Annotated in this window: 17 protein-coding genes and 8 pseudogenes; 12 read left to right on the top strand and 13 right to left on the bottom strand. The window is 67.9% G+C overall.

Translation table 11 applies throughout. The annotated features are described in order from the left end of the window. Positions 1-71 precede the first annotated feature (71 nt). The gene (locus tag ACY0PA_RS38290; protein ID WP_266569606.1) at positions 72-1697 is read left to right on the top strand and encodes an IS4 family transposase; all 1626 of its coding nucleotides are present in this window, start codon (positions 72-74) and stop codon (positions 1695-1697) included. Positions 1698-1778: 81 nt separating this feature from the next. Here ACY0PA_RS38290 and ACY0PA_RS38295 read toward each other — a convergent pair whose 3' ends face one another. Beyond that, on the bottom strand, positions 1779-2639 hold the full coding sequence (locus ACY0PA_RS38295; RefSeq protein WP_473081968.1) for a DUF427 domain-containing protein: 861 nt from the start codon (positions 2637-2639) through the stop codon (positions 1779-1781). Positions 2640-2822: 183 nt separating this feature from the next. Between ACY0PA_RS38295 and ACY0PA_RS38300 the strand changes: the two genes are divergently transcribed. Beyond that, positions 2823-3467, top strand: coding sequence for a CGNR zinc finger domain-containing protein (locus ACY0PA_RS38300; RefSeq protein ID WP_473081969.1), 645 nt, complete (start codon positions 2823-2825; stop codon positions 3465-3467). A 65-nt stretch (positions 3468-3532) separates the two neighbouring features. Continuing rightward, complete coding sequence (locus ACY0PA_RS38305; RefSeq protein ID WP_473081970.1) at positions 3533-4444, top strand: pyridoxamine 5'-phosphate oxidase family protein; 912 nt, start codon at positions 3533-3535, stop codon at positions 4442-4444. 161 nt (positions 4445-4605) lie between these two features. Here ACY0PA_RS38305 and ACY0PA_RS38310 read toward each other — a convergent pair whose 3' ends face one another. From ACY0PA_RS38310 to ACY0PA_RS38340, 7 genes and pseudogenes are all read right to left on the bottom strand, one after another. Continuing rightward, a complete protein-coding gene (locus tag ACY0PA_RS38310) occupies positions 4606-5046 on the bottom strand; it encodes a hypothetical protein (protein WP_473081971.1) in 441 nt (146 codons plus the stop codon). Beyond that, on the bottom strand, positions 5043-6209 hold the full coding sequence (locus ACY0PA_RS38315; RefSeq protein WP_473081972.1) for a molybdopterin-dependent oxidoreductase: 1167 nt from the start codon (positions 6207-6209) through the stop codon (positions 5043-5045). The genes ACY0PA_RS38310 and ACY0PA_RS38315 overlap by 4 nt, the downstream gene beginning before the upstream one ends. A gap of 99 nt (positions 6210-6308) precedes the next feature. Continuing rightward, positions 6309-6425: a CGNR zinc finger domain-containing protein gene (locus ACY0PA_RS38320; RefSeq protein WP_473081973.1), complete on the bottom strand. Its 117-nt coding sequence runs from the start codon at positions 6423-6425 to the stop codon at positions 6309-6311. Between the two features lie 106 nt (positions 6426-6531). Then, positions 6532-6867: pseudogene (locus tag ACY0PA_RS38325) on the bottom strand (ABATE domain-containing protein); the annotation flags it as partial. A gap of 111 nt (positions 6868-6978) precedes the next feature. Then, a complete protein-coding gene (locus tag ACY0PA_RS38330; RefSeq protein WP_406375448.1) occupies positions 6979-7668 on the bottom strand; it encodes a glycoside hydrolase family 11 protein in 690 nt (229 codons plus the stop codon). 310 nt (positions 7669-7978) lie between these two features. After that, positions 7979-8358: pseudogene (locus tag ACY0PA_RS38335) on the bottom strand (sugar ABC transporter permease); the annotation flags it as partial. Positions 8359-8412: 54 nt separating this feature from the next. Continuing rightward, positions 8413-9661, bottom strand: a pseudogene (locus ACY0PA_RS38340) (extracellular solute-binding protein). Positions 9662-9799: 138 nt separating this feature from the next. Here ACY0PA_RS38340 and ACY0PA_RS38345 point away from each other — a divergent pair. Next, positions 9800-10828, top strand: coding sequence for a LacI family DNA-binding transcriptional regulator (locus ACY0PA_RS38345; RefSeq protein ID WP_473081974.1), 1029 nt, complete (start codon positions 9800-9802; stop codon positions 10826-10828). A gap of 330 nt (positions 10829-11158) precedes the next feature. Here ACY0PA_RS38345 and ACY0PA_RS38350 read toward each other — a convergent pair whose 3' ends face one another. From ACY0PA_RS38350 to ACY0PA_RS38360, 3 genes and pseudogenes are all read right to left on the bottom strand, one after another. Continuing rightward, positions 11159-11851 carry a beta-xylosidase family glycoside hydrolase gene (locus ACY0PA_RS38350; RefSeq protein WP_473086560.1) on the bottom strand — a complete coding sequence of 231 codons (693 nt, stop codon included), beginning with the start codon at positions 11849-11851 and terminating at the stop codon, positions 11159-11161. A 185-nt stretch (positions 11852-12036) separates the two neighbouring features. After that, positions 12037-12551 (bottom strand): annotated as a pseudogene (locus tag ACY0PA_RS38355) (carbohydrate ABC transporter permease); the annotation flags it as partial. A 10-nt stretch (positions 12552-12561) separates the two neighbouring features. Then, entirely contained in the window at positions 12562-12708 is a 147-nt protein-coding gene (locus ACY0PA_RS38360; RefSeq protein ID WP_473086634.1) for a hypothetical protein, read from the bottom strand. A 791-nt stretch (positions 12709-13499) separates the two neighbouring features. Here ACY0PA_RS38360 and ACY0PA_RS38365 point away from each other — a divergent pair. Further along, positions 13500-14930 (top strand): endo-1,4-beta-xylanase, encoded by a 1431-nt coding sequence (locus ACY0PA_RS38365; protein ID WP_473081975.1) that lies wholly within the window; start codon positions 13500-13502, stop codon positions 14928-14930. A gap of 127 nt (positions 14931-15057) precedes the next feature. Here ACY0PA_RS38365 and ACY0PA_RS38370 read toward each other — a convergent pair whose 3' ends face one another. Further along, positions 15058-15180: a hypothetical protein gene (locus ACY0PA_RS38370; RefSeq protein WP_473081976.1), complete on the bottom strand. Its 123-nt coding sequence runs from the start codon at positions 15178-15180 to the stop codon at positions 15058-15060. Here ACY0PA_RS38370 and ACY0PA_RS38375 point away from each other — a divergent pair. The 5 genes and pseudogenes from ACY0PA_RS38375 to ACY0PA_RS38395 all read left to right on the top strand — a co-directional run. Continuing rightward, positions 15168-15392 (top strand): annotated as a pseudogene (locus ACY0PA_RS38375) (substrate-binding domain-containing protein); the annotation flags it as partial. The gene ACY0PA_RS38370 and the pseudogene ACY0PA_RS38375 overlap by 13 nt on opposite strands. Positions 15393-15619: 227 nt before the next feature. Next, complete coding sequence (locus tag ACY0PA_RS38380) at positions 15620-15835, top strand: non-reducing end alpha-L-arabinofuranosidase family hydrolase (protein ID WP_473086561.1); 216 nt, start codon at positions 15620-15622, stop codon at positions 15833-15835. Positions 15836-15867: 32 nt separating this feature from the next. Beyond that, a complete protein-coding gene (locus tag ACY0PA_RS38385; protein ID WP_473081977.1) occupies positions 15868-16770 on the top strand; it encodes an alpha/beta hydrolase family protein in 903 nt (300 codons plus the stop codon). Positions 16771-16835: 65 nt separating this feature from the next. Further along, positions 16836-17867, top strand: a complete 1032-nt coding sequence (locus ACY0PA_RS38390) for an endo-1,4-beta-xylanase (protein ID WP_473081978.1) — start codon at positions 16836-16838, stop codon at positions 17865-17867. 144 nt (positions 17868-18011) lie between these two features. Next, positions 18012-18175, top strand: a pseudogene (locus ACY0PA_RS38395) (IS5/IS1182 family transposase); the annotation flags it as partial. A 4-nt stretch (positions 18176-18179) separates the two neighbouring features. On the opposite strand, the pseudogene ACY0PA_RS38400 reads toward ACY0PA_RS38395, so the two are convergent. Then, positions 18180-18635 (bottom strand): annotated as a pseudogene (locus ACY0PA_RS38400) (alpha-amylase family protein); the annotation flags it as partial. A 442-nt stretch (positions 18636-19077) separates the two neighbouring features. Here ACY0PA_RS38400 and ACY0PA_RS38405 point away from each other — a divergent pair. Both ACY0PA_RS38405 and ACY0PA_RS38410 read left to right on the top strand, forming a co-directional pair. After that, positions 19078-20712 (top strand): glycoside hydrolase family 43 protein, encoded by a 1635-nt coding sequence (locus ACY0PA_RS38405; RefSeq protein WP_473081979.1) that lies wholly within the window; start codon positions 19078-19080, stop codon positions 20710-20712. Positions 20713-20767: 55 nt separating this feature from the next. Then, a pseudogene (locus ACY0PA_RS38410) lies at positions 20768-21993 on the top strand (glycoside hydrolase family 10 protein); the annotation flags it as partial. Positions 21994-22017 lie beyond the last annotated feature (24 nt).

Genomic DNA, 22017 nt, shown 5'->3' on the forward strand with positions numbered 1-22017 from the left:
TCCGATATGGAGCAACGGAGCTCGTTGGTACAGGCAGTCGTCCAAGACAGCTTGTCCCGCAAGGAGCTCCGTTGCCTTCTCATTGTGTCCTGCCGCCTGCACTGACGGCCATCACCCGAACGGTCACGGTGGCCGCGGGCCGGTTCGCTCCCGGACATCTGGGGGAACTGACGCCGATCATGCCGTTCGAGCTGGTCGACGCGGTCTTGTCGGAGACCGGGACCGTGCAGCGGCGGTTGCGTGATCTGCCCTCGCGGGTCGGCGTCTACTTCCTCCTGGCGATGTGCTTGTTCCCCGAGGTCGGCTACCGGCTGGTCTGGGACAAGCTGACCGCCGGCCTGTCGGGGATGCCGATCGTCTGCCCGAGCACGAAAGCGTTACGTGATCTGCGTCGCCGGCTCGGCAGCGCGCCGGTGCGGGCGTTGTTCGAGGTGCTGGCCGGGCCGTTGGCCCAGCCAACCACGCCGGGGGTACGGTTCGGCCCGTATCGGACGGTGTCGTTCGACGGCTGCAGCTCGATCAAAGTGCCCGACAGTGAGCGCAATCGGAGCTGGCTGCGGCGGTGCCCGCACGGCGGTTATCCCCAGGTCGAGCTGATGACGCTGGTGGAGACCGGTACCCGGGCCGTGGTCGGGGCGGTCTTCGGCCCTACCCGGGAGGGCGAGACCTCGTACGCCACCAGGTTGTTGCCGCATCTGGTCCCCGAAATGCTTGTCTTGTGGGACCGGGGCTTCGACAGCAACGACTTCCTCGCCGCCGTGCACGCCACCGGCGCACGGGTCTTGGGCCGCATCAATCAGCGCCGCCGTCCACCGGTTCTGAAGGCACTCGCCGACTCTTCCTACCTCTCGGTCATCGGCGGCGTCCGGGTACGCATCATCGAGGCCCGAGTGAGCGTCATCTGCACGGACGGCAGCACCTTCGAGGGCTCCTACCGTCTGGCAACCACGTTGCTGGATGCCCGCCGCTACCCCGCCGACCGCCTCGTGCACCTCTATCACGAGCGTTGGGAGCACGAGAGCGCCTACTACGCGCTCCGCCACACCATCCTGCACGCACGGGTCCTGCGCTCTCACGATCCGGCCGGCGTCGAGCAGGAGATGTGGGCTCTGCTCACTCTCTACCAGCTTCTGCGCCGCACCATGGTCGAGGCAGCGGAGTCCAGGCCAGGCACCGACCCAGACCGCTGTGGCTTCACCGTCGCCTTCCAAACCGCTCGCGACCTGCTGGTATGCGCGGAAGGAGTCTTCGAGCAGGGCATCGGGGAGATCGGCCGACGAGTCCTGTCGGCGCTGTCGCCCGCGCGGCGGTCCCGTGTCAGCACCCGCAAGGTGAAGTCCCCCATCTCCCGTTACGCGGAAAGAAAACTGGACGGCCGACCCGACGGCAGCAAGGTCGTGACCTCGACGACGATCACTCTCCTGCCGCCCCCACCGCCACAGCCCGCACTGCCCGCGACGACCGACCGGGAGAACACCGGCAACCGCATGGCACGTGTCCTGACCATCCTGCAGGCAGAGCCCGAACGGCTGTGGCGATCAAGAGAGATCGCCGAGCTCCTCGGCGACGTCACCCTCGTCGCCACCTATCGCCAACTCGCCCGCTGGGCCGAGAGAGGAATGATCAAGAGAGTCCGCACGGGCCGCTACGCGGCAATCACGATGCCGCCCCCCTTGCGTGACCAGCGGAAACGCTAACTACCCGGCCTTGGGGGAACTTCATGTGCCCTGGGGGCCGAGCGGTTGGTGAGCGTGTCCCTGCCCGTGGCGGACTCGGTTTCAGCGGGAGAGGACCTCATCGGTCCCCAGGCCCCGGTCGACCCCGTGGGGCACGACCTGCTGGCCCGGTTCGAGGTGCAGCCGCTCACCGTCGAGGTAGATCTCGACCTTGTCGGGTTCAAAGGAGACCAGGTCGTCAACCCTCCCGACCTCGGTGTAGGCCTCGTGGTAGTACCAGGCCGCCTTCTTGGACTCGCCGATGTCGTAGTAGCTGGCCAGCCCCTTGTAGGGGCAGAACGTCTGGCCCTCGACCGGCGTCAGTTCCTTCTCCTGGATGTCCTCGCGCGGCACGTACCACCGCGGTGCGAACCCGGATTCGTAGAGCACCACCGGCCGAGTGGTCCGCGCGATCACCGTGTCCCCCGAGCGCACCTCCAGCGTGCGGGACGTGTCGCGGATGTCGATGCGGTGATAGGGGTCCGCCGCGTGCCCGAGAATCCGCTCGTCCTCCTCGTAGAAGGCGTCCATGGCCCGCCATGCGAAGGCGACACGCCCCTCCAGCTCGCCGGCGTACGAGGGGAGCCCCGTGAGCTGCCACGCCGCGCGTTCAGTGCGATGGCCTGCGGCGTCCACGGTGAACCAGGACGTCTCGCCGAGCTCGCGGTGCTGGGTGGTGCGCCCGCTGGCTTCGAGAACGTCGGGACGTACCGACGAGAGTGGGAAGTAGGCGACCGGATAGCGTCCCGGCTCGTGCAGCAGCACGATGTCCTCGCTGTCCGCGATCCATTCCCCGCCGAACTTCACTTTCATCCGGCGGCGCAGCCGCTCCGCGAAGAGCAGCCTTTCCGGCAGGGGCTCGGGGGTGAGGAACCTTCCGAGCGCAGTAGAGGAGAGCGGTCCCTGCTGCCATGACAGTCCCATGGCCGGTTCCTTTCATCGAACGCGGGGTGAACTGCGTAGGCGTCAGCTGGATCCAGTGTGATCCAGACTTCCTCGAGCCGAACCCGCGATTAATGGGTAATGCGAGCGTAGGGCCATTAGGGGTAGTCCGCAAGGGGTCGCCTGTATCCCTGTACACGCAACCTATCTGTCGGCTGGACCACGGTGTTCTTCTGGGATGCTAATGGGTATAGTGGCATCGTGCGCATTCGAATTGGTGTAGATGAGCTACAGGAGGCGGGCTTCCCCATGGGGGGTGAGCCCCTTGTTGCGCTGGACCTGGCCGACACGCTGATCACGGTCACCGAACCGGCCACAGATCTCATTGGCACACAAGACGCTTCCGCAACATGGTGGGCCCTGCAATCCGGAAGCCTGCCGTCCGGGCCCGTTCCCGACATCACGGCCATGCGCCGACTGCGCGTGGCGATCCGGGACGTCCTGGACGCTCATCTGGAGGGTCGGGACGTCCGGCCCACCTCGCTGGACGACATCAATGCCGCCGCGGCCTCGGCCCCCATGAGCCCTCGGCTGGTCATGACGGCCGGTGGTATCCGCAGCGAGGAACGCTGGCACACCGAACACGGCGGGAATGCGGCGCTGGCCGCCATCGCTGCGGAGGCCATCGGCCTGCTCGCCGACCCCGAACGCCTGGGGCTCCTGCGCCGCTGCGCCAACCCGGCCTGCTCGATGCTCTTCCTTGCCGAGAACAAGCGGCGCAAGTGGTGCACCAGCAATATCTGCGGCAACCGCACACGGGTCGCCCGCCATTACGAACGAACGCACACCGACCGAACCGGCGACACCTGACACGCCGGCCGACCGCCGCAAGGCGCACGGCGGGCGCGGACGGAAATGACCCGACAGGAGCGACGATGAGCAGCGTGGGATTTCACGAAGGCGAACGCGACGTCCAGCAGCGGGCGGGAGTCGAGGTCGAAGCGGCCCGGCTCGAAGGCATGCTCCTGCCTCCGCGACTGGACGGAGGCATCACCCGGTTCCTCGCTGAACGCACCCTCGCCGTTCTGACCGCCCGTGACGGCACGGGCCGCCTGTGGACCTCCCCATTGCAGGGAGAGGCAGGCTTCCTGGATGCACACGGCACCACCCTCACGGTCCACACAGCCCCGCAGGAGGGCGACCCGCTCCAGAACATGCCCGCCGGACAGGAAGCCGGTCTGCTCACCATCGACTTCGCCATCCGGCGAAGGGTCCGCGTCAACGGAACACTTACCGCCGGCGGGCGCCACACACTGCAGATCGACGCCGATCAGGCATTCGGGAACTGCCCCTCCTACATCCAGCAGCGCACTCTCACCCCGGCCCCGGCCGATCCAGCCGCAGCGAGCGGAGAAGCCTCGGGGGACGGGCTCCTCACCGCCGGGCATGAGCGCATGATCCGGCAGGCTGACACGTTCTTCCTCGGCACCACCCACCCCACCCGGGGAACCGACACGTCACACAAGGGCGGCAACCCTGGATTCGTCCGGGTCGAGGACGGCGTGATCTGGTGGCCCGACTACGCGGGCAACAACCTCTTCAACAGCCTGGGCAACATCGCCGTCGACCCAGAAGCCGCCCTGCTCTTCGTCGACTTCGCCACCGGCACCCTGGTACAGCTGTCGGGCGTGGCTCAGCTGGAATGGGTCACCCCCGGATCGTGCGGTGACGACGGCGGCACAGGCCGCCGCGTCCGGTTCCGCCCCCAGCAGATCCGCACCGGCAGGATGCCCCTGCGCGCCCAGGCCGTGAACTTCTCGCCCCACAACCCCGAACTCGCCGCATGACGCCGGCAGGCCCTGGCATGATGCCGGCACAACCAGCTGCCGCGCGCATCAGGGTGCGGGGACGTGCGAGCAGATCATCGTGCGCCAGGTCCTGACCGGCGCAGCGCGGGACGACGCCCAGGTGGTCGCCGTCCGCCCACTAGCCGGCTCAGGGGGCACGGTCAGCTCCCTGTATTTCCGCGTCCAGCCGGCATGAGGGAACGCTGCCACCTGGCCCAGGACACAGACGCGGTGACCACAAGCGTGACGCTCATGACGATGCCCCAGTTGAGCGGGTAACTCAGCGGCAGCACGGTCGCGTTGGCGGACTTCCCCGCACGCAGCACCATCGGCAACGCGATCAGTGACAGGCAGCCTGCGCTCAGGAGTCCGCCGCGCAGCACCGTACGGGCGGCCGAGTCGGCGAGGGGCTGTCCCGCAACCAGGACCGCGGGGACCAGGAACCCGTCGTGCACAACGACGGCACCGGCCAGCCACTCCAGGACCTCGGCCACGTCTCCCGGGCCGGGAGCCGTGCGGTCGACGAACTGGAACACGCCGAAGCCGCACAGCCCAAGCCCCAGCACGACCAGGAGTATTCGCAGGGCAGTCAGGGATCTCATGCCAGCACCTCCAGCCGGGTGACCCACTTGGTCTGCAGAACGCCAGGCCTGTTCGGTGCGATGATGCGGGCCGGGTAGCCGTGGTCCGGCGCCAGCACCTCACCATTGAGGCGCAGCGCGAGCAGGGTGAGGTCGTCCCGTGTGTAAGGGCGGTCCATCTCACTCACGCCGTAGCCGCCGTGGCGTTGCAGGGACACGATGCGCAGGCGGGCGCCGTCTTCGACGCCGGCGCGGGCCAGGAGGTCTTTGATCCGCACCCCGTCCCAGTGCGCCGACTTCGACCACCCCTCTACACAGGCGATCGGCAGTTCCACCCGATGCTGAGGCATCGTCCTCAGCTCGTCCAGGGTCAACGTGTAGGGCCGCGGTCCGTGCACCTGCAGCTTCCAGTTGCTGACGGCGTGAGTCGTGATGCCCGCGGCCTTCGCCGTCCGGTTGACCGGAAGTCCCTGGGGTCCGACATCGGGATCCCGGGGAGCCAGCAGGTCGGCATCCTTCAGCGGGGCCACGGACTGTCCCGCCGTGACGACGGTGACCGCTCCGACGGCGACGGCCACCCCTCGCAGCAGCGAACGCCTGTCCAGCTCGTCGCGCCCGGCAACGGTCGCACTTACGGCCTGGTCGGGCTTGAGCCCAGGCTGCGGCCTCGTGGGTCGGCGCCAATGCTCAATGATCAGGGGGGCCTTCACCGCGAGGTGGACCAGCAAGGAGCCGATGATGATCCACGCCAAGGCCCAGTGGACTTGGCGGAAGGAGAACGGCCATACGTACCACTGCACGGTGTTCAACAGTCCCATGAACACTTCGAGCAGCGTGCAGGACACCAGCGCGGCGATCGACAGCCGCTCCGCGGCGTGGGCGGGGGACTTGACGGGCGGCCACACGAACAGCTGCGGATAGACGGTCCACAGTTTCACCAGGAGCAGCGGCACCGCGGCGATTCCGCTGATTACATGTAGTCCCTGGCTGAACCGGTATCCCCAGACGGGCCGCGTCGGCAGGTGCCCGGACAGCCACCTGGGGGGCTCTTGCAGGTAGTGGCTGAGCACGCCCGTCACGAAGCAGACGAAGACCGCCAGGCCCAGCAGGCGCCCGACCATGGTGGCGGTTCTCGGATCGTGGAGTCTGCCGCCGAAGCGCGGCCGAAAAAGCGCAATTCGCATACGCCTATTCCATGGTCATCGCTCCTTCGCGGGGAAGGCTTTCCCGCCTTACGAAACCCTGACGTCCCGGCCCCGGAACGCTTGAACGGCGCACACCGGCTACCTGCCGGGGTCAGCGGCGCGCAGCCGGTGCTGGGCCGCCTTGGCGCTGTTGCCGCAGCGCTGCATCGAGCACCATTTGCGGGGCTTGCCGTGCGCGGAGTCGAGATAGATCATCCGGCAGCTCTCGGAGTCGCAGGCCCGCAGACACCCCCGCAGCCTCGTCACTCATGATGGCGATCAGGTCCCGCGCGACGAGAGCCCGCAGCCCGGCCCCCGAGAGCTGACGGCCTGCCTCTGCCGCCTCCACACCGGTGGGAGTCAGCCGCAGTTGGGTTACTGGGGGTTCGACCAGGGCCACCCGGTTGAGCAGTTCCACCGCCTCTGCCGACGGGCGCCGGGCGTACACGGCCGCGGCAGCGATCTCGTAGGCCGCATCGCGCAGTTCGTGCAGCAACGCCAGGACCTCGGCCAGATCCTCGCCGCCGTCCAGAGCGGTTCCTACGCCTCGGCACCAGGCCTGCAGCCGCTCCACATTGCCGAGCCGTTCGATGGGCGTGTCGGGGCGGCGGCCGACGGTGGCCACCCACCGGGCGGCGCGCGCAGCGATCGGTACCACGATCGAGCGATCACGAACTGAGGAAGGGATCGGGCTTAACGCCCTCTCAGGGCCGACTGCTCGCGTCGGTTGCGCACCGGAGCGGTGCGCAACCGACGCGAGGCGGCCGGATCAGCTGTTCACGGTGATGTTGGAACTGCCGCTGCTCTGGTACCCCTCGGTCGCCAGCATCATGTAGTAACTGAAGCTGCCCAGAGGCATGCCGGCGCGTGCCCACGCGTCAAAGTGGTTTCCGGTGGTGATGGCACCGCCGGTGCGCTTCGACTGCCGCACGCTCCAGTACTGGTTGAAGGTCTTTGTGCCCTCGACGGACGGCGCGTTGTACCGCGTCGTCTGGTAGATGTCGTAGGTGCCGCCGTCGCTGGTCACCGCTCCCTTGTAGGTGCCGGTGGGCCGGTAGGTGCCCCAGTTGTCGACGATGTAGTACTCGACGAGCGGGTTCGACGTCCAGCCGTAGAGGGCCAGGTAGCCGTTGCCGGACGGGCTGAAGCTCCCCGAGTACTGGACGGTCCTGCGGCTGCCGTTGCTCCAGCCCTTTCCACAGACGAAGTTGCCGCAATTCGTCCAGGACGTGCGGTAGTTGCCGCCTGAGGCCAGGGTCATGGAGACGGAGCCGCCGCCGTCGGTCCAGAACGAGTAGTAGAACCCGTTGTTGGTGCCGGTCTGGTTCGTCGTGATGGTCGTGTCCGCATGTGCCGAAGCGGGGAGCAGCAGGCCGGACGCGGCGCCGAGCGCCAGTGCGCCGACGCCGCCGATGACGCCTCTGCGGCTGATCCGGGTGCGGGTGTCGTCCTCGTGCACGCATCCTCCTCGTGAAGGTGATGGCCGAGCACAGGAGAGCACAGGGCCATCTGTTGCCGGGATCGGTGCGGCACATGCTGGCCTTGAGGTTCGGTCGAGTCAATAGTTTCGGAACTTGACGCGAAAGATTTTGCTGTCATGGGTGAGTGGAAAAGGCGCCGTGACCTCGGGAAGTAACTGCCTGACCCAGGTTCTCGCGCCATCGGTTGTTAGCTGTGAGGGAGTTGGGGCTTCCAGGTGAACCGGGGCGACTGAAAAGTTTCGGTCTGTCGGATCTATGGTTCGACAGTGAACGCGAAGTGCGCGTGAAGGCGGCGCCCTGGTAGATCAGCGTGTGCAGCGGCGTGAACTGCCAGGTGCTGACGAAGACGAGGACGCCGATGGCGCTGGCCTGATGCCCGAACAGGTTGCCGTCGCCGAACAGCCAGGGGGCCTGACACCGAGCGCGGTCAGCAGGACGCTCAGCCAGAGGCTCTCGATCAGCACGGGGTCGTCGAAGAGCTTCTTCCAGTTGTCGAGCCCGGTGAACTCCGGGTCGCTCAGGCCGTTCCACGTCGCGAACGACAGAACGGCGACCAGCACGAGGGGCACGAGGGCGAACAGGCCGAAGAAGACCGCGGCGGGGACCGCCCAGCCGACGCCGGGACGGGCCCACGCCCACGCCCACGCCGGCGCCGCGCCCGCGGCGATCGGCGGGCTTCGCGGGCGCGGCGGCCCGGTCGCGCTTGACGAGGGTCTCGGTGCTCATGAGGTCGGCAGGGCCTGCATCACCTTGATGAAACCGCCCTCGTCCAGCTGCCCGTTGAAGAACTGCTGGACCGCCTGGTACATCGAGGTCGCCGCGGACTGCGGGTAGGCCTGGTCCCACGACAGCTGGAACGAGGGCGCCTTCTTCACCAGGTCGTACTGGAACTTCGCGAAGCCGGGGCTCGCCGCCTCGTCCAGGAAGTCCTGGGTGTTGGTCGTGGTGGGCAGATTGCCGATACCGAGCTGCGCCTTCACGAACTCGTCGGAGTACTGGAGCTTCAGGAAGTCGCGACGGCCTCGGGGCGCGCGGTCTTTTTCAGGACCGAGTAGAAGTTGTTGGTGTTGCCGACGAGGTCGCCCGCGTCGCCCTTGCCGCCTGCGACGGTCGGGAAGTCGCTGTAGCCGAAGTCCTCCTTCGCGGAATCGGGGTGTGCGTCCTGCTGCGTCGCGTACTCCCACGAACCCATCAGCTCGAAGCCGGGCTTGCCGGTGGCGAGCAGCGTGGGGGAGCCCCGGTCGGTGAACTTCACGCAGTCGAAGTTCGAACCGAACGCGCCCGCGTCCACCAGGTCCCTGATCACGCCGAGCGCCTTCTTGCTGTCGGTGCTCTCCCAGGCGGACTTGTCCCCGTCGAGGGCCTTCTGGAACAGGCCCGGCCCGGCGACACGGTCGAAGAGGTACTCGAACCACATCAGGGTCGGCCACCGGTCCCCGCCGCCGAGCGCGATGGGCGTGACGCCCGTCGCCTTCAACGCCTTGACCGCGTCGAGGAGTTCATCCCAGGTCTTCGGCGGCTGCACACCAGCGTCGGCGAGGACCTTCTCGTTGTGAAAGAACAGCACCGGCCGGAGGGCAGGAACTTCGACTTCAGGGCGGGATCGTCGGCGATGAAGTCGTCCAGCGGCATCAGCAGGTCCGCGTCGACGAACGGCTTGATGCTGCCACCGCCCCAGTTGAAGAACACGTCGGGCGCCTGCTTGCTGTTGATGATCGTCTGCAGCTTCGCCTGGTAGTCCGCGCCGGGGATGGTGTCCAGGGCCGCCTTCAGCTTCGACTGCTTGTTGAAGGTGGCGATCAGCTGCTTCTCGACCTTGTTCGCCGCGTCCCCATAGACCAGGACGTGGATCTTCCCGTCGTCGCCGCCTGCCGCGGATGAGCCGCCGCCGCACCCGGACAGGGACAGCAGCAGGGCCAGGGCAGCACCGCCAGCTGCGACCGATCTCGGCAACCGTGCGCGTAGAGTCATCGCCTCGGTGCTCTCGAAACTGTTTCGGTACTATCGCCGAAAGTTCACGAGTCGGGCTAGGTTGCGCCCGGCGGGCGGTCAAGCCCGATTCGTCGAGTTATCAAAGCGTTACGATGCCGAGGGGTCTGACCGTGCCTTATGCTCCAAGACATGCGTGATGACGAGGACTTGGGCCGCATCACCCTCGCCGAGGTGGCCCAAAAGGCAGGCGTCTCCATTTCGACAGTTTCGAAGGTGCTCAACGGGCGGCAGGATGTGGCCGCCCCGACCCGGGTCAAGGTGGAGCGCCTTCTGGAGACGCACTCCTACCGGCGCACGACGCGGGCCGCCCGCGAGGCGCCCCTCATCGAGTTGGTCTTCCACGAGCTGGACAGCATCTGGGCGATGGAGCTGATCCGTGGCGTGGAGAACGTCGCCAAGGCGCACCAGGCAAGCGTCGTGCTGACCGAGAGCGGCACCCGCCACGCACCCGCCCCCGACTGGATCGAAGGCGTCATGCAGCGCAGGCCGCGCGGCGTGGTGCTCGTCTTCTCTGCGCTGCCCGCCGAGGTCAAGCAGCGGCTGCAGTCGCGCTCCATCCCGTTCGTCATCGTCGACCCGGCCGGCGACCCCGACCCGGACGTACCCTCGGTCGGCTCGGCGAACTGGACCGGGGGGCGGGTCGCCACCCGGCACCTGGTGGAACTCGGCCATCGCCGCATCGGGATCATCACGGGGCCAGACGACATGCTCTGCTCCCACGCCCGCCTCGACGGCTACCGCTCCGCGCTCGGCATGGCGGGCATCGAAGCCGACCCCGCCCTCGTCCGCTACGGCGACTTCCATGTCGAGGGCGGCTTCGAGCGCGCCCTCGAACTCCTCGATCTGTCCGAGCCGCCCACCGCGATCTTCGCGGGCAGCGACCTGCAGGCACTCGGCGTCCTGGAGGCGGCCCGAGTCCGCGGTCTCCGGGTGCCGCAGGACCTGTCGGTGGTCGGCTACGACGACGTGCCGGTGGCTCGCTGGTCGAGCCCGGCCCTGACGACGGTGCACCAGCCATTGCGGGAGATGGCCGAGGAAGCGGTGCAGATGATCATGCGGTTGCGTGACCAGGAACCGGTGACCACGCGTCTCGAACTGGCGACGAGCCTCGTCGTCCGCAAGAGCACGGCGGCACCTGCTTCTTGAGGGGCGCCGCCGTGCGGCACCGCTCACGGTTGACCTTGGCGACATCGTTTTGGGCTCGCCGCGCCTGACGCACGGCAGCGGTGCCGTCCACGCCACGGTGGAGCGAGGGTGGTCCCGAAGCGCCCGGTGCTTGTCCTGATCTCGTTGGCCGGTCTCCAGGACGCGCCGCGCGAGCTCCTTCAAGCCGCCCGAGTCGGGGGTGTGATCCCGATGCTGTCGCGCGTTCTGGCTTTTCGTTCCGCCAGCTCTTCGCCGGGCTGCCCCGCGACCTGGAGGAGGCGGTCCATGTACGTCGTCCCGATGCCGCCTTCCTGGTGGCGCGGCGCGACTTCATCGCGGGGACGTGGGCATCCGGGCCCAAGCGGCGTGGTGACGCGAGCGTCCACGGCAGCGACTGTCGTGCCGTCCGTCAGCCCCGGATCGCGCGGGGGCGCAGTCCAGCCGGAATCCCGCGAAGTCGGCGGTGAACGCCGCGTCCACGAGGTCGTCCGCGTGGATCCCGGTAAGCGATCCGGTGAAGCGGAGCCGCCCGCCGTGGTCGTCGGAGAGGCGGCTGAAGTACAGCGCGGGGCCGACGCGGACTCGTACTCCGTCGGCAGCCCGGAACCAGACCTGTGCCGACGCGCGGTCGATGTCCGCGCCCAGGACCACAGGCGTGTCAGGGTCGAGCGGCACGAGGGCGACCTGATGGGTGCCGTCGAGGGTGCGCTCCACGAGGCTGAGCACACGGCGGCCCGAGCCCTGCCACTGCTGGCCGCGCTGCGGTTCGCCCTCGGGTTCGGCCCAGGTCACGTCCAGAGTGAGGTAGGAGAGGGAGCCGTAGCGCAGGACCAGCCCGGCGGACTGGGTGAACGTGGCCGGGCGCGCGTTGACGGTTACCTCGACGCGCGCCCGGTGCTCCGTGATCCGCTGCGCCAACAGGCTGTGCTCCCAGAGGGATTCAGGACCCTGACGGCCGCGCAGCCTGATCCGTCCGGGGCGGCTCGTGGTGTCCGCCCACGAGGAGTCGACCGGTGCGCGCAGGGTGCTCTAGGGCTACCCCAACGGTCCTGAGTTCAGAGGGGGTTGGGGCAGCGCGGCGGCATCCGGGACCTCGACCTCGACGGCCGGACGGTGTCCTCCGTGCCGCAACCGCGGCCATCCGTCCGCGTCCCAGGCCACCGCCTGGAGCGCCGTCTCCCGGCCCAGCGTGCAGCGCGGCCCGTCCGGTAGCCGATGCCGTGCCAGGTCAGCAGGTTGCCGATGGACGGCCACACCATGGACGGCGCGAAGAAGTCCCAGGCGAAGCCGAAGGCGTCACCGATCGAGGTGAGCGGGCCGACCGCCGGGCTGTAGAGGTTGATCCAGACGATGGCGGCGACCACGCCCGGGATCATGTACGAGACCAGGAGCAGGAGGCGGAACCGGTTCGCAGCGCGCGCTGTGGCCGCGTCGAGGAGCAGCGCGAGGACCAGGCTGATGCAGAGCATGACGGGGATCTGCTGCACGCGAACAGGAACACCCGCAGTACGGAGCCCGTGAACACGCCGTCCGTCAGGCCCTGTTGGTAGTTGTCGAGGCCGACGAACTTCTGCGTCGCACCGCCGAGACCGAGACCGGACTGCTGCTCGTGGAAGAGGGACTGGTAGACGGCGTAGCCGATCGGCACCACGAACAGGAAGAGGAAACCGAGCTGGAAGGGCACCGTGAACGCGGCACCCTTCCAGCGCTGGGAGCGGATCATCGCGGCAGCCTCAGCCCTTCACCTTGATGCCGCGGGACTTGAGGTCCTTGACCGTCCACTCCTGCATGTGCGCGAGCAGATCCGACAAGTACGCGCGACCAGGCACCTTCACGGTCGCCGGCACCGCGGCCGGACGCGCGGTGAAGGCAACGGTCACCGTGGTCCGTCCCCACGAACAACCTCATCGAGGGCATGGGCCTGCGCACCGTCTCCACCAAGGCGCAAACGTCTCAGGCGGACCGGGGACGGATGGCGGAACCACATCAGAGGGACTCCTTGAGGGGCGAGGGCGAGGTGGCCCCCGATGAACCGCGGAGCGGCCACGCCGGGGGTAGGGGGACAGGGGCGATCCCGAAAACTTTTCGGAAAGTTCCCGGATTCATTGACGCCACAAGCTAGGAATGAGAGGCCCTCCGGTCAAGGCCTGTCGCCGATCTGTCTACAAACGGCGCCACCCCGTTGGGCTCGACAGGCTGTCGTGCCGACTGAAAATACCGTGCACAACACCCCGAACCGGCCTTACGGCGTCCACCGGTCGTGGCGTCAGGAGTTCGCCGCTGACTCGCTGGGATTTCGGAAAGTTTCGGGCGAGGAACGGAAACTTCTTCTGCGGGGAGTATTGACGAGCCATCGTCAATACCTCAATCATCCCTGTCTGAGACACCGGCCATAGTCCGGGATTCGAACCATGTTGACCCTGGAGGCTCTGTTCTGCACGGCAGATCCACGTCCACGCACAGCCGCGCGGCAGATCCGCGCACCACAGCACCTGCGCCACCCCGTTTCGTTCCGGTGAGGTTCGCACCCACGCATCCTGGCTCTTCGCGTAGTTGGAGAGGTACGCGACGCCGCGTGGTGGTTCCCCGGCTGAGCCGCGATGGAGTCCTTTCGTGCCGGTCGACCCCTGCGCTTCAGTCCTTCCGTGATTTCTACCTTGGAGGCACAGTCATGGGCTCGTACGCCCTTTCCAGACCCGATATCCGCCGGAAGACCCGCGGGCTGCTGTTGGCGCTGGTCGTCGGCGTCCTCGGTGCGGCCGGCGCACTGGTCGCGCCGCCGACCGCACACGCCGCCGAGAGCACGCTCGGCGCCGCGGCGGCGCAGAGCGGCCGCTACTTCGGCACCGCCATCGCCTCCGGCAGACTGGGCGACTCGGCGTACACGTCGTTAGCGGGCCGTGAGTTCAACATGGTGACGCCCGAGAACGAGATGAAGATCGACGCCACCGAACCGCAGCGCGGCCAGTTCAACTTCACCGCCGGTGACCGCGTCTACAACTGGGCGGTGCAGAACGGCAAGAAGGTGCGCGGCCACACCCTGGCCTGGCACTCCCAGCAGCCCGGCTGGATGCAGAGCCTCAGTGGCAGCACACTGCGCCAGGCGATGATCGACCACATCAACGGAGTGATGGGCCACTACAAGGGCAAGATCGCCCAGTGGGACGTCGTGAACGAGGCCTTCGCCGACGGCAGTTCGGGGGCCCGGCGCGACTCCAACCTGCAGCGCACCGGCAACGACTGGATCGAGGTCGCCTTCCGCACCGCGCGCGCCGCCGACCCGGCCGCCAAGCTCTGCTACAACGACTACAACGTCGAGAACTGGACCTGGGCCAAGACCCAGGCCATGTACGCCATGGTCAAGGACTTCAAGCAGCGCGGTGTGCCGATCGACTGCGTCGGCTTCCAGTCGCACTTCAACAGCGGCAGCCCCTACAACAGCAACTTCCGCACCACCCTGCAGAACTTCGCCGCCCTCGGCGTCGACGTGGCCATCACCGAACTCGACATCCAGGGCGCTCCGTCCTCGACCTACGCCAACGTGACGAACGACTGCCTGGCCGTCGCGCGCTGCCTCGGCATCACCGTCTGGGGTGTACGCGACACCGACTCCTGGCGCTCGCAGGACACGCCGCTTCTGTTCAACGGCGACGGCAGCAAGAAGCCCGCCTACACCGCCGTCCTCAACGCGCTCAACGGCGGCTCCACCACGCCCCCTTCGGACGGCGGACAGATCAAGGGCGTCGGGTCGGGCCGCTGCCTGGACGTACCCAATTCCAGCACCACCGACGGCACCCAGGTCCAGCTGTGGGACTGCTCGGGCGGCACCAACCAGCAGTGGACGTACACCTCCGCCGGTGAGCTCAGGGTCTATGGCAACAAGTGCCTGGACGCCGCGGGCACCGGTAACGGCGCCAAGGTCCAGATCTACAGCTGCTGGGGCGGCGACAACCAGAAATGGCGCCTCAACTCCGACGGCTCCATCGTCGGCGTCCAGTCCGGCCTCTGCCTCGACGCCGTCTCGGCCGGTACTGCCAACGGCACCCTGATCCAGCTCTACACCTGCTCGAACGGCAGCAACCAACGCTGGACCCGCACCTGATGAAGACCTACGGTGCGGCTCCCGCCCCTCCACGAAGACATCGCTGATGGTCCCGGGTCGCCGCCATGGTGGTGACGACCCTCGGGATCGGCCTGCTCACCGCGGTCAACGCCGGCCGCCACGCGTTTCACCCGAGTGTCAGGCTCACTTGCACCGGCAGGTGATCGCTGGGGTACTGGCCGCGCGGCTCGTACGTGTTGATGGTGGCGGAGTGCACGGTCACGCCGGCCGTGGCGACTGCGCGTCCCACAGGACTTGAGCGTGGTCGGCTTCGACGACCTGCCGGTCGCGGTCTGGGCCGATCCCCCGCTGACGACGGTGCATCAGCCGTTCAGTGAAATGGCCGCCTCCGCCACTGAGTTGGCCCTCGCACTCGGCCGCGGCGAGAGGGTGCCGCAGCTTGGCCTGGAGATCGCCACGCAACTCGTGGTCCGCCAGAGCACGGCCCCGCCGAAGAGCTGAGCACAGCGCCACCAAGGGCTGAGCGCGGCTCCACCGGCGAACCGAGCGCGGCCTCAGGCGCGCCCACGTGTGCCCCGGAGCCCTCTAAGTCGCCAGCTCACCGCAGGTGTTGAAATTTTCGCGCAAGACTTTCAAGTAAAGGGCGAAAGTATTGCGCACTGAGCATTGACCGGGCTCCGTCAAGCGCCCCATCATTCCCACGTCCGACGATCCGGCTGCCGTTCGGTATATCGACCAAGCCTCGGGCTGGTCCGGCCTGGGCCGGGCAGTCGGCCGACATCAGCCACGGCGAGCTGATCCGCGCCACCAACGACCAGACCATGACCATCGACCCCTGCCGGCTCCGGCTCCTCTACCAGGGCCGGAACCCCAACTCCAGCGGTGAGTACTCGCAGTTGCCCTACCGGCTCGGCCTGGCCACCCAGACCAACCCCACCTGCTGAGACCTCCCTTTCCCCCACGCAAGGAGTCACACATGTCGTTCAGTCGACGCACCTTCCTCGGACTGACCGCGGCCGCGACAGCGGGTCTGAGCACCCCCCTGCTCAGCTCCGCACTGCACCCCGCCTCCGGTGCCGAACTGTCGGCGCCCGCCGGTGAGTTCGCCGTCGGAGTACGCCAGTTCAACTGGAACCGCGGCGCCCGCTCACTGTTCACCAAAGTCTTCTACCCCACCCCTGGTACCCCCGGCGGCGCCCCCATTCCCGACGCCCCGCTCGCCGACGGTGTGTTCCCCGTCGCCGAGTGGAGCCACGGCATGGGCGGCAACTCCGACTCGTACGCCTCGCAGACCCACGCGATAGCCTCCGCCGGTTTCATCTGCCCGGCCCCCTCGTTCTCCGACAACACCAACCTCGGCTCCGTGTACGGAGGCGAATGGTCGAGGGACGTCTCCGAGGTCATCACTCGGACCCTGGCGCTGAACGCGGGCGGCCCGTTCGCCGGGCACATCGACACCGCGGCCGGCGTCGGCGTCTCCGGGCACTCGATGGGCGGCATGACCACCCACGGACTGGTGACCGCCTGGCCCGACGACCGCATCGTCGCCGCGGTCCCCGTCGCCTGCGTGGACATGGGCACCCCCGCCGCCTCGGTCCATGCCGGCGTGCTGTTCATCCACGGCGACAAGGACCCGACCTGCCGATACGACCTGGCCCGGCAGGCGTACGCGGAACTGCCCGCGCCCAAGGCGTTCCTCACCCACGTCGGCGCGGACCACGCCGCGTACCTGAATCCGGGGTACCCCACCTTCGGCCAGACCCAGAACACCCTCGTGGACTGGTTCCGCTGGCGTCTCTACGACGACACCGCCGCCCGCGACCGCCTCCCCGCCGACGCCACCGGCGCCGGCACCCGCTGGGAAGCCGCCCTGGCCTGACGGTCGACGGCCGCAGCAGTCCTGGCCCTGTACTGCCACCCGCACCCATCAGAGAGAGACACACAATGACCGACAGGTCCTCCAGCAGGCGCACCCCGCAACGCACTCGCTCGGCGATCACCGTCGCGGCGACCGGCGCCCTGGCGGCAGCGACCGTCCTGGCGTTTTCACCCACCGCTCAGGCCGCCGACACCCTCGGAGGCGCGGCAGCCCAGAGCGGCCGGTACTTCGGCGCCGCGGTCGCCCCCCACTACGGTGAGACGGACTACGAGTCCACTCTCAACCGGGAGTTCTCCAGCGTCGTCGCCGAGAACGCGATGAAGTGGGACGCCACCGAGCCGAGCCCGAACCAGTTCAACTTCAGCGGCGGCGACCAACTCGTCGCCTATGCCCAGCAGCGCAGCAAGTGGATACGCGGCCACGCCCTGGTCTGGCACGCACAGCAGCCCGGCTGGGTACAGGGGCTGACCGGCGACGCCCTGCGCCAGGCGATGCGCAACCACATCACCAAGGTCGCCGGCCACTACGTGGGCAAGATCGACTCCTGGGACGTGGTCAACGAGGCGTTCGAGTGGGACGGCAGCCGGCGCCAGTCCAACCTCCAGAAGCAGCTCGGCAACGGCTGGATCGAGGACGCCTTCCGCACCGCGAGGGCAGCCGACCCCAAGGCCAAGCTCTGCTACAACGACTACGGCACCGACGGCATCAACGCCAAGAGCGACGCCATCTACCGGATGGTCCAGGACTTCCGCTCCCGGGGCGTACCGATCGACTGCGTCGGCTTCCAGAGCCACCTGGCCTCGAACGAAAACCTCAGCACCTACCGGCAGAACCTCCAGCGCTTCGCCGACCTCGGCGTGAACGTGCAGATCACCGAGCTCGACGTCGGCGGCTCCGGCGCGGCACAGGCCAATGTGTACCGGCAGGTCACCCAGGCGTGCGTGGCCGTCGCCCGGTGCAACGGCATCACCGTGTGGGGCGTCACCGACAAGTACTCCTGGCGCGCTCAGGAGACCCCGCTGCTCTTCAACGGCAGCTACCAGAAGAAGGAGGCATACGGCGCGGTCCTCGCGGTGCTGAACAGCGCGGCGAGCTGAAACCGGCCGGGGCCCGGCGACCCTTTTGCCGGGCCCCGCATCCGTACGCAACGCGCGGCCGTTCGTGGTCCGCACACGATCGATGGCACCCACGGGGTGCCATCGGCACGCGGGCGGGGCCCGGCAAAAGGGCCCCGGCCGGTCGGCCGAGCTGTCATCCCACAGCCCGCCGACAGGTCGGACACCGGCTGCGGCGAGGAGGTACGGGAGGACGTCCACCAGGCTTTGACTCCGAGAAGTACAAGCAGTGCAACACAGTTGAGCGGTGCATCAATCGCATCAAGCAGTGGCGCGGCCGGGCCATGCGACCGGCACCTCGGTGCTGCCGTCGTCGTGCACCCTTCGGCCGCCCTCGCCCAGCGGGTCCTGGTTCACCGCCAGTTCAGACGCGGGTTGCGCAGGATCGCGCTCACGTCGCCGGACATGGTGCGGATGTCGTTGCCGGCCATGAGCGGGGCGCCCAGCAGTGCCCAGAGGGCGAAGTGGGAGCGGGACTCGGTTGGAGGAACACCAGTCGTACCTGAGGTAGTCCAGACCCCACGAGGCGAACGTGGCGGCGTCCTGATCTGCGTGCCCTCTGCTGCCGGTGGACCACGGGTAGCCGCCCGTGGCCTGCGCGCAGGTGCGCTCGCCCGGCACCTGGTAGATGCCGAACTTCAGGCCCTTGCCGTGGATGTACTCCCCGAGCGCCTTCATCCCGCTGGGGAACTTGGCCGGATTGGCCCGCAGGTTGCCCGCCGCGTCACGCTGCGGGTCGAACCAGCAGTTGTGACGCGAAGATCGATATCGCGGCCATGACACTGACAGAAGATGGAAAAGGATTCGAAAGATTTTATCAGTCATTCGGAAGCTATCGGAAATCAAGGGCCTCACGGAGACTAGGGAAGCGATCGAACATGTCAACACCCATCGTCGAGCCGCCACCACGATGCAGCCGCGCAGATCGCAGTAGATGGCTGATCTGCGTCATTCGGGCAACTGGCCTGTGGGGACACGGAATCAGGTCTATGAAAGTTTCGTAGATACGAGCGATTCTTGCGAGAGGTATTGACGGGGTTCACCGTCCCTCTATCATCCAGAATGCTCGACAAGCCGATCGATGTTCGGTATTTCGCACACGGCAGTCGCTCAGCGCGAACCGAGCAGGGCACCCCCGGGCAACTCCAACCACCAACGGCTGGGCCACAGAAGGGGAACACCACACGTGCATATGTCATGGACCCATCACGCCCAGTCCCGTCGCCGCGTACTGACGGGCGCCACCGGCCTAGCCGCCGGTGCCCTGCTTTCTCCGACAACGGTCCCCGCCTCCGCCTCCGTCCAGGGATCGGCCCTCGCCGCCGCGGCGACCTACACGAACCCGGTGATCTGGCAGGACTTCGCGGACATCGACGTCATCCGCGTCGGTGACACCTTCTATGCCTCGGCCTCAACCATGCACTATTCGCCGGGCGCGCCCGTCCTGCGGTCGTACGACCTCGTGAACTGGGAGATCGCCGGTCACTCCGTGCCCGTGCTCGACTTCGGAGCCAAGTACGACCTGAACGGTGCCCGCGGTTATGTCAGAGGTATCTGGGCGTCGTCGCTGGCCTACCGGCCGAGCAACAGGACGTTCTACTGGCTCGGCCAGATCGACTTCGCCAGGACGTACGTCTACACGGCCACCGCCGTCGAGGGGCCGTGGAGCAGGCTTACGACGATCAGCACCCCTTACTACGACGCGGGGCTGCTCGTCGACAGCGACGACACCCTGTACGTGGCGTACGGGAACACCACGATCAACGTGGCCCAGCTCTCGCCCGACGGCCGCAACCAGGTCCGCACGCAGCAGGTGTTCACGACACCGTCGAGCGTGGGCACCCTCGAGGGCTCCCGCTTCTACAAGATCAACGGGCATTACTACATCTTCCTGACCCGCCCCGCGAACGGGCAGTACATCCTGAAGTCGTCGAGCGGCCCCTTCGGTCCGTACACGATGCGGCAGGTCCTTCTCGACCTGCGCGGGCCGATCCCCGGCGGCGGGGTCCCACACCAGGGCGGCCTTGTACAGACGCAGAGCGGTGCCTGGTACTACCTGGCCTTCGTGGACGCGTACCCCGGTGGCCGGATGCCCGCCCTGGCCCCGGTGACCTGGACCGCGGACGGCTGGCCCGTCGTGCAACTCGTGGACGGCGCATGGGGCACCTCGTATCCCGGCCCGGCCGTCCCGCCTCCGCCCCGCCAGGTCACCCCCATGATCGGTGTCGACACCTTCGACGGCACGGCCCTCAAACCGAGATGGGAGTGGAACCACAACCCGGACAACACCAAGTGGTCGGTCGGCGACGGGCTGACCCTGAGGACAGCGACCGTCACCAACGACCTCTACTCGGCCCGCAACACCCTCACGCACCGCATCCAGGGGCCCACCTCCACCGCCACGGTCCAGCTCGACCACTCCGCGATGCGCGACGGCGACCGGGCAGGACTCGCACTGCTGCGCGACTCCTCCGCCTGGATCGGCGTCAAGCGCGACGGCGGTACGACGCGGGTGGTGATGGTCAACGGGCTGACCATGGACGGCAACTGGAACACCACCGGCACCGGCACCGAGGTCGCTAGCGCGGCCATCTCCGGCGGCCGCGTCTGGCTGCGCGCGGCCGCAGACATCCGCCCCGGCGCGGCACGCCCCGCAACCTTCTCCTACAGCACCGACGGCACCACCTTCGCCCGCCTCGGACCCGCCATCTCCCTGGGCAACGACTGGCGGTTCTTCATGGGCTACCGATTCGCCCTCTTCAACCACGCCACGCAGGCACTCGGCGGCGCGGTCCGCGTCCCGCGGTTCGAGCTGACCACGCCCTGAAGAGGTCCACCGATCGCACCACGCAACCCCCCACCCACCGCCCCCAAGGAGAACCATGAACCCAATCAAACGGTTCGGCCGCGGCCGAGCCTCGCTCATGGGTCTGCTGGCCGCGACCGTCCTCGTGACAGGCGGGATCGCGACCGGCGCGCCCGATGCCGACGCCGTCCAGGCCACCACCCTGGGCGCTCAGGCGGCCCAGTCCGGGCGCTACTTCGGAACCGCCGTGGCCGCCGGAAAGCTCGGGGACGGCACGTACACCGGCATCCTGGGCCGAGAGTTCAACTCGGTCACGCCCGAGAACGAGATGAAGTGGGACGCGACCGAGCCGTCCCGCGGCTCGTTCAACTTCGGCCCTGCCGACCAGATCGTCAACGGCGCCACGGCACGCGGCCAGAAGGTGCGCGGCCACACCCTGGTCTGGCACTCCCAACTGCCTGGCTGGGTCAGCTCCATCAGGGACGCGAACACCCTGCGCGGCGTGATGAACAACCACATCAGCACCGTGATGAACCGCTACAAGGGCAAGATCCACTCCTGGGACGTGGTGAACGAGGCGTTCGCCGACGGCACCAGCGGCCAGCTTCGCAGCTCGGTCTTCCGGGACGTGCTCGGCGACGGCTTCATCGAGCAGGCGTTCCGGACCGCCCGGTCCACCGACCCGTCGGCCAAGCTCTGCTACAACGACTACAACATCGAGGACTGGAACGTCGCGAAGACCCAGGGCGCCTACCGCATGGTGCGCGACTTCAAGGCGCGGGGCGTACCCATCGACTGCGTGGGCCTCCAGGCCCACTTCGGCGCCGGCGGCCCGCCCGCCAGTTTCCAGACGACGCTGGCGAACTTCGCCGCCCTCGGCGTGGACGTACAGATCACCGAACTGGACATCGCGCAGGCCTCGCCGACCGCGTACGCGAACACGGTCAGGGCCTGCATGAACGTCGCACGCTGCACCGGCATCACCGTCTGGGGCATCCGTGACGGCGACTCCTGGCGCGCCTCGGAGAACCCGCTGCTCTTCGACCGCAACGGCAACAAGAAGCCGGCGTACAACGCGGTCCTGACGACGCTGGGCGGCGCGCCCGCCACCACCCGCGGCGCCCCCTGACATCGCCGCCCTGACCAGCAGTCACTCGTGGGCTGAGCCCCAACGGCCGCGCGCCGCACAACTTCTGCTCGTCGATGCCGGACATCATCCGGCAGAACATCGGCAACGGCTACTGGGTCGACATGTGGGTGAACTGCGACAGCGCCAACTGCCTCCTGTTCTCCTCCGACGACCCCTCCCGTGGCGGCTCTGCCCCC

It is taken from the genome of Streptomyces sp. DS1-CR2, assembly GCF_055760475.1.

Excerpts from the sequence above, each read along its gene's own strand:
- ACY0PA_RS38385 (WP_473081977.1), top strand. The coding sequence starts at position 15,868 with ATGTCGTTCAGTCGACGCACCTTCCTCGGACTGACCGCGGCCGCGACA.
- ACY0PA_RS38295 (WP_473081968.1), bottom strand. The coding sequence starts at position 2,639 with ATGGGACTGTCATGGCAGCAGGGACCGCTCTCCTCTACTGCGCTCGGA.
- ACY0PA_RS38310 (WP_473081971.1), bottom strand. The coding sequence starts at position 5,046 with ATGAGATCCCTGACTGCCCTGCGAATACTCCTGGTCGTGCTGGGGCTT.
- ACY0PA_RS38365 (WP_473081975.1), top strand. The coding sequence starts at position 13,500 with ATGGGCTCGTACGCCCTTTCCAGACCCGATATCCGCCGGAAGACCCGC.
- ACY0PA_RS38345 (WP_473081974.1), top strand. The coding sequence starts at position 9,800 with ATGCTCCAAGACATGCGTGATGACGAGGACTTGGGCCGCATCACCCTC.
- ACY0PA_RS38320 (WP_473081973.1), bottom strand. The coding sequence starts at position 6,425 with ATGATCTATCTCGACTCCGCGCACGGCAAGCCCCGCAAATGGTGCTCG.
- ACY0PA_RS38315 (WP_473081972.1), bottom strand. The coding sequence starts at position 6,209 with ATGCGAATTGCGCTTTTTCGGCCGCGCTTCGGCGGCAGACTCCACGAT.
- ACY0PA_RS38405 (WP_473081979.1), top strand. The coding sequence starts at position 19,078 with ATGTCATGGACCCATCACGCCCAGTCCCGTCGCCGCGTACTGACGGGC.
- ACY0PA_RS38305 (WP_473081970.1), top strand. The coding sequence starts at position 3,533 with ATGAGCAGCGTGGGATTTCACGAAGGCGAACGCGACGTCCAGCAGCGG.
- ACY0PA_RS38390 (WP_473081978.1), top strand. The coding sequence starts at position 16,836 with ATGACCGACAGGTCCTCCAGCAGGCGCACCCCGCAACGCACTCGCTCG.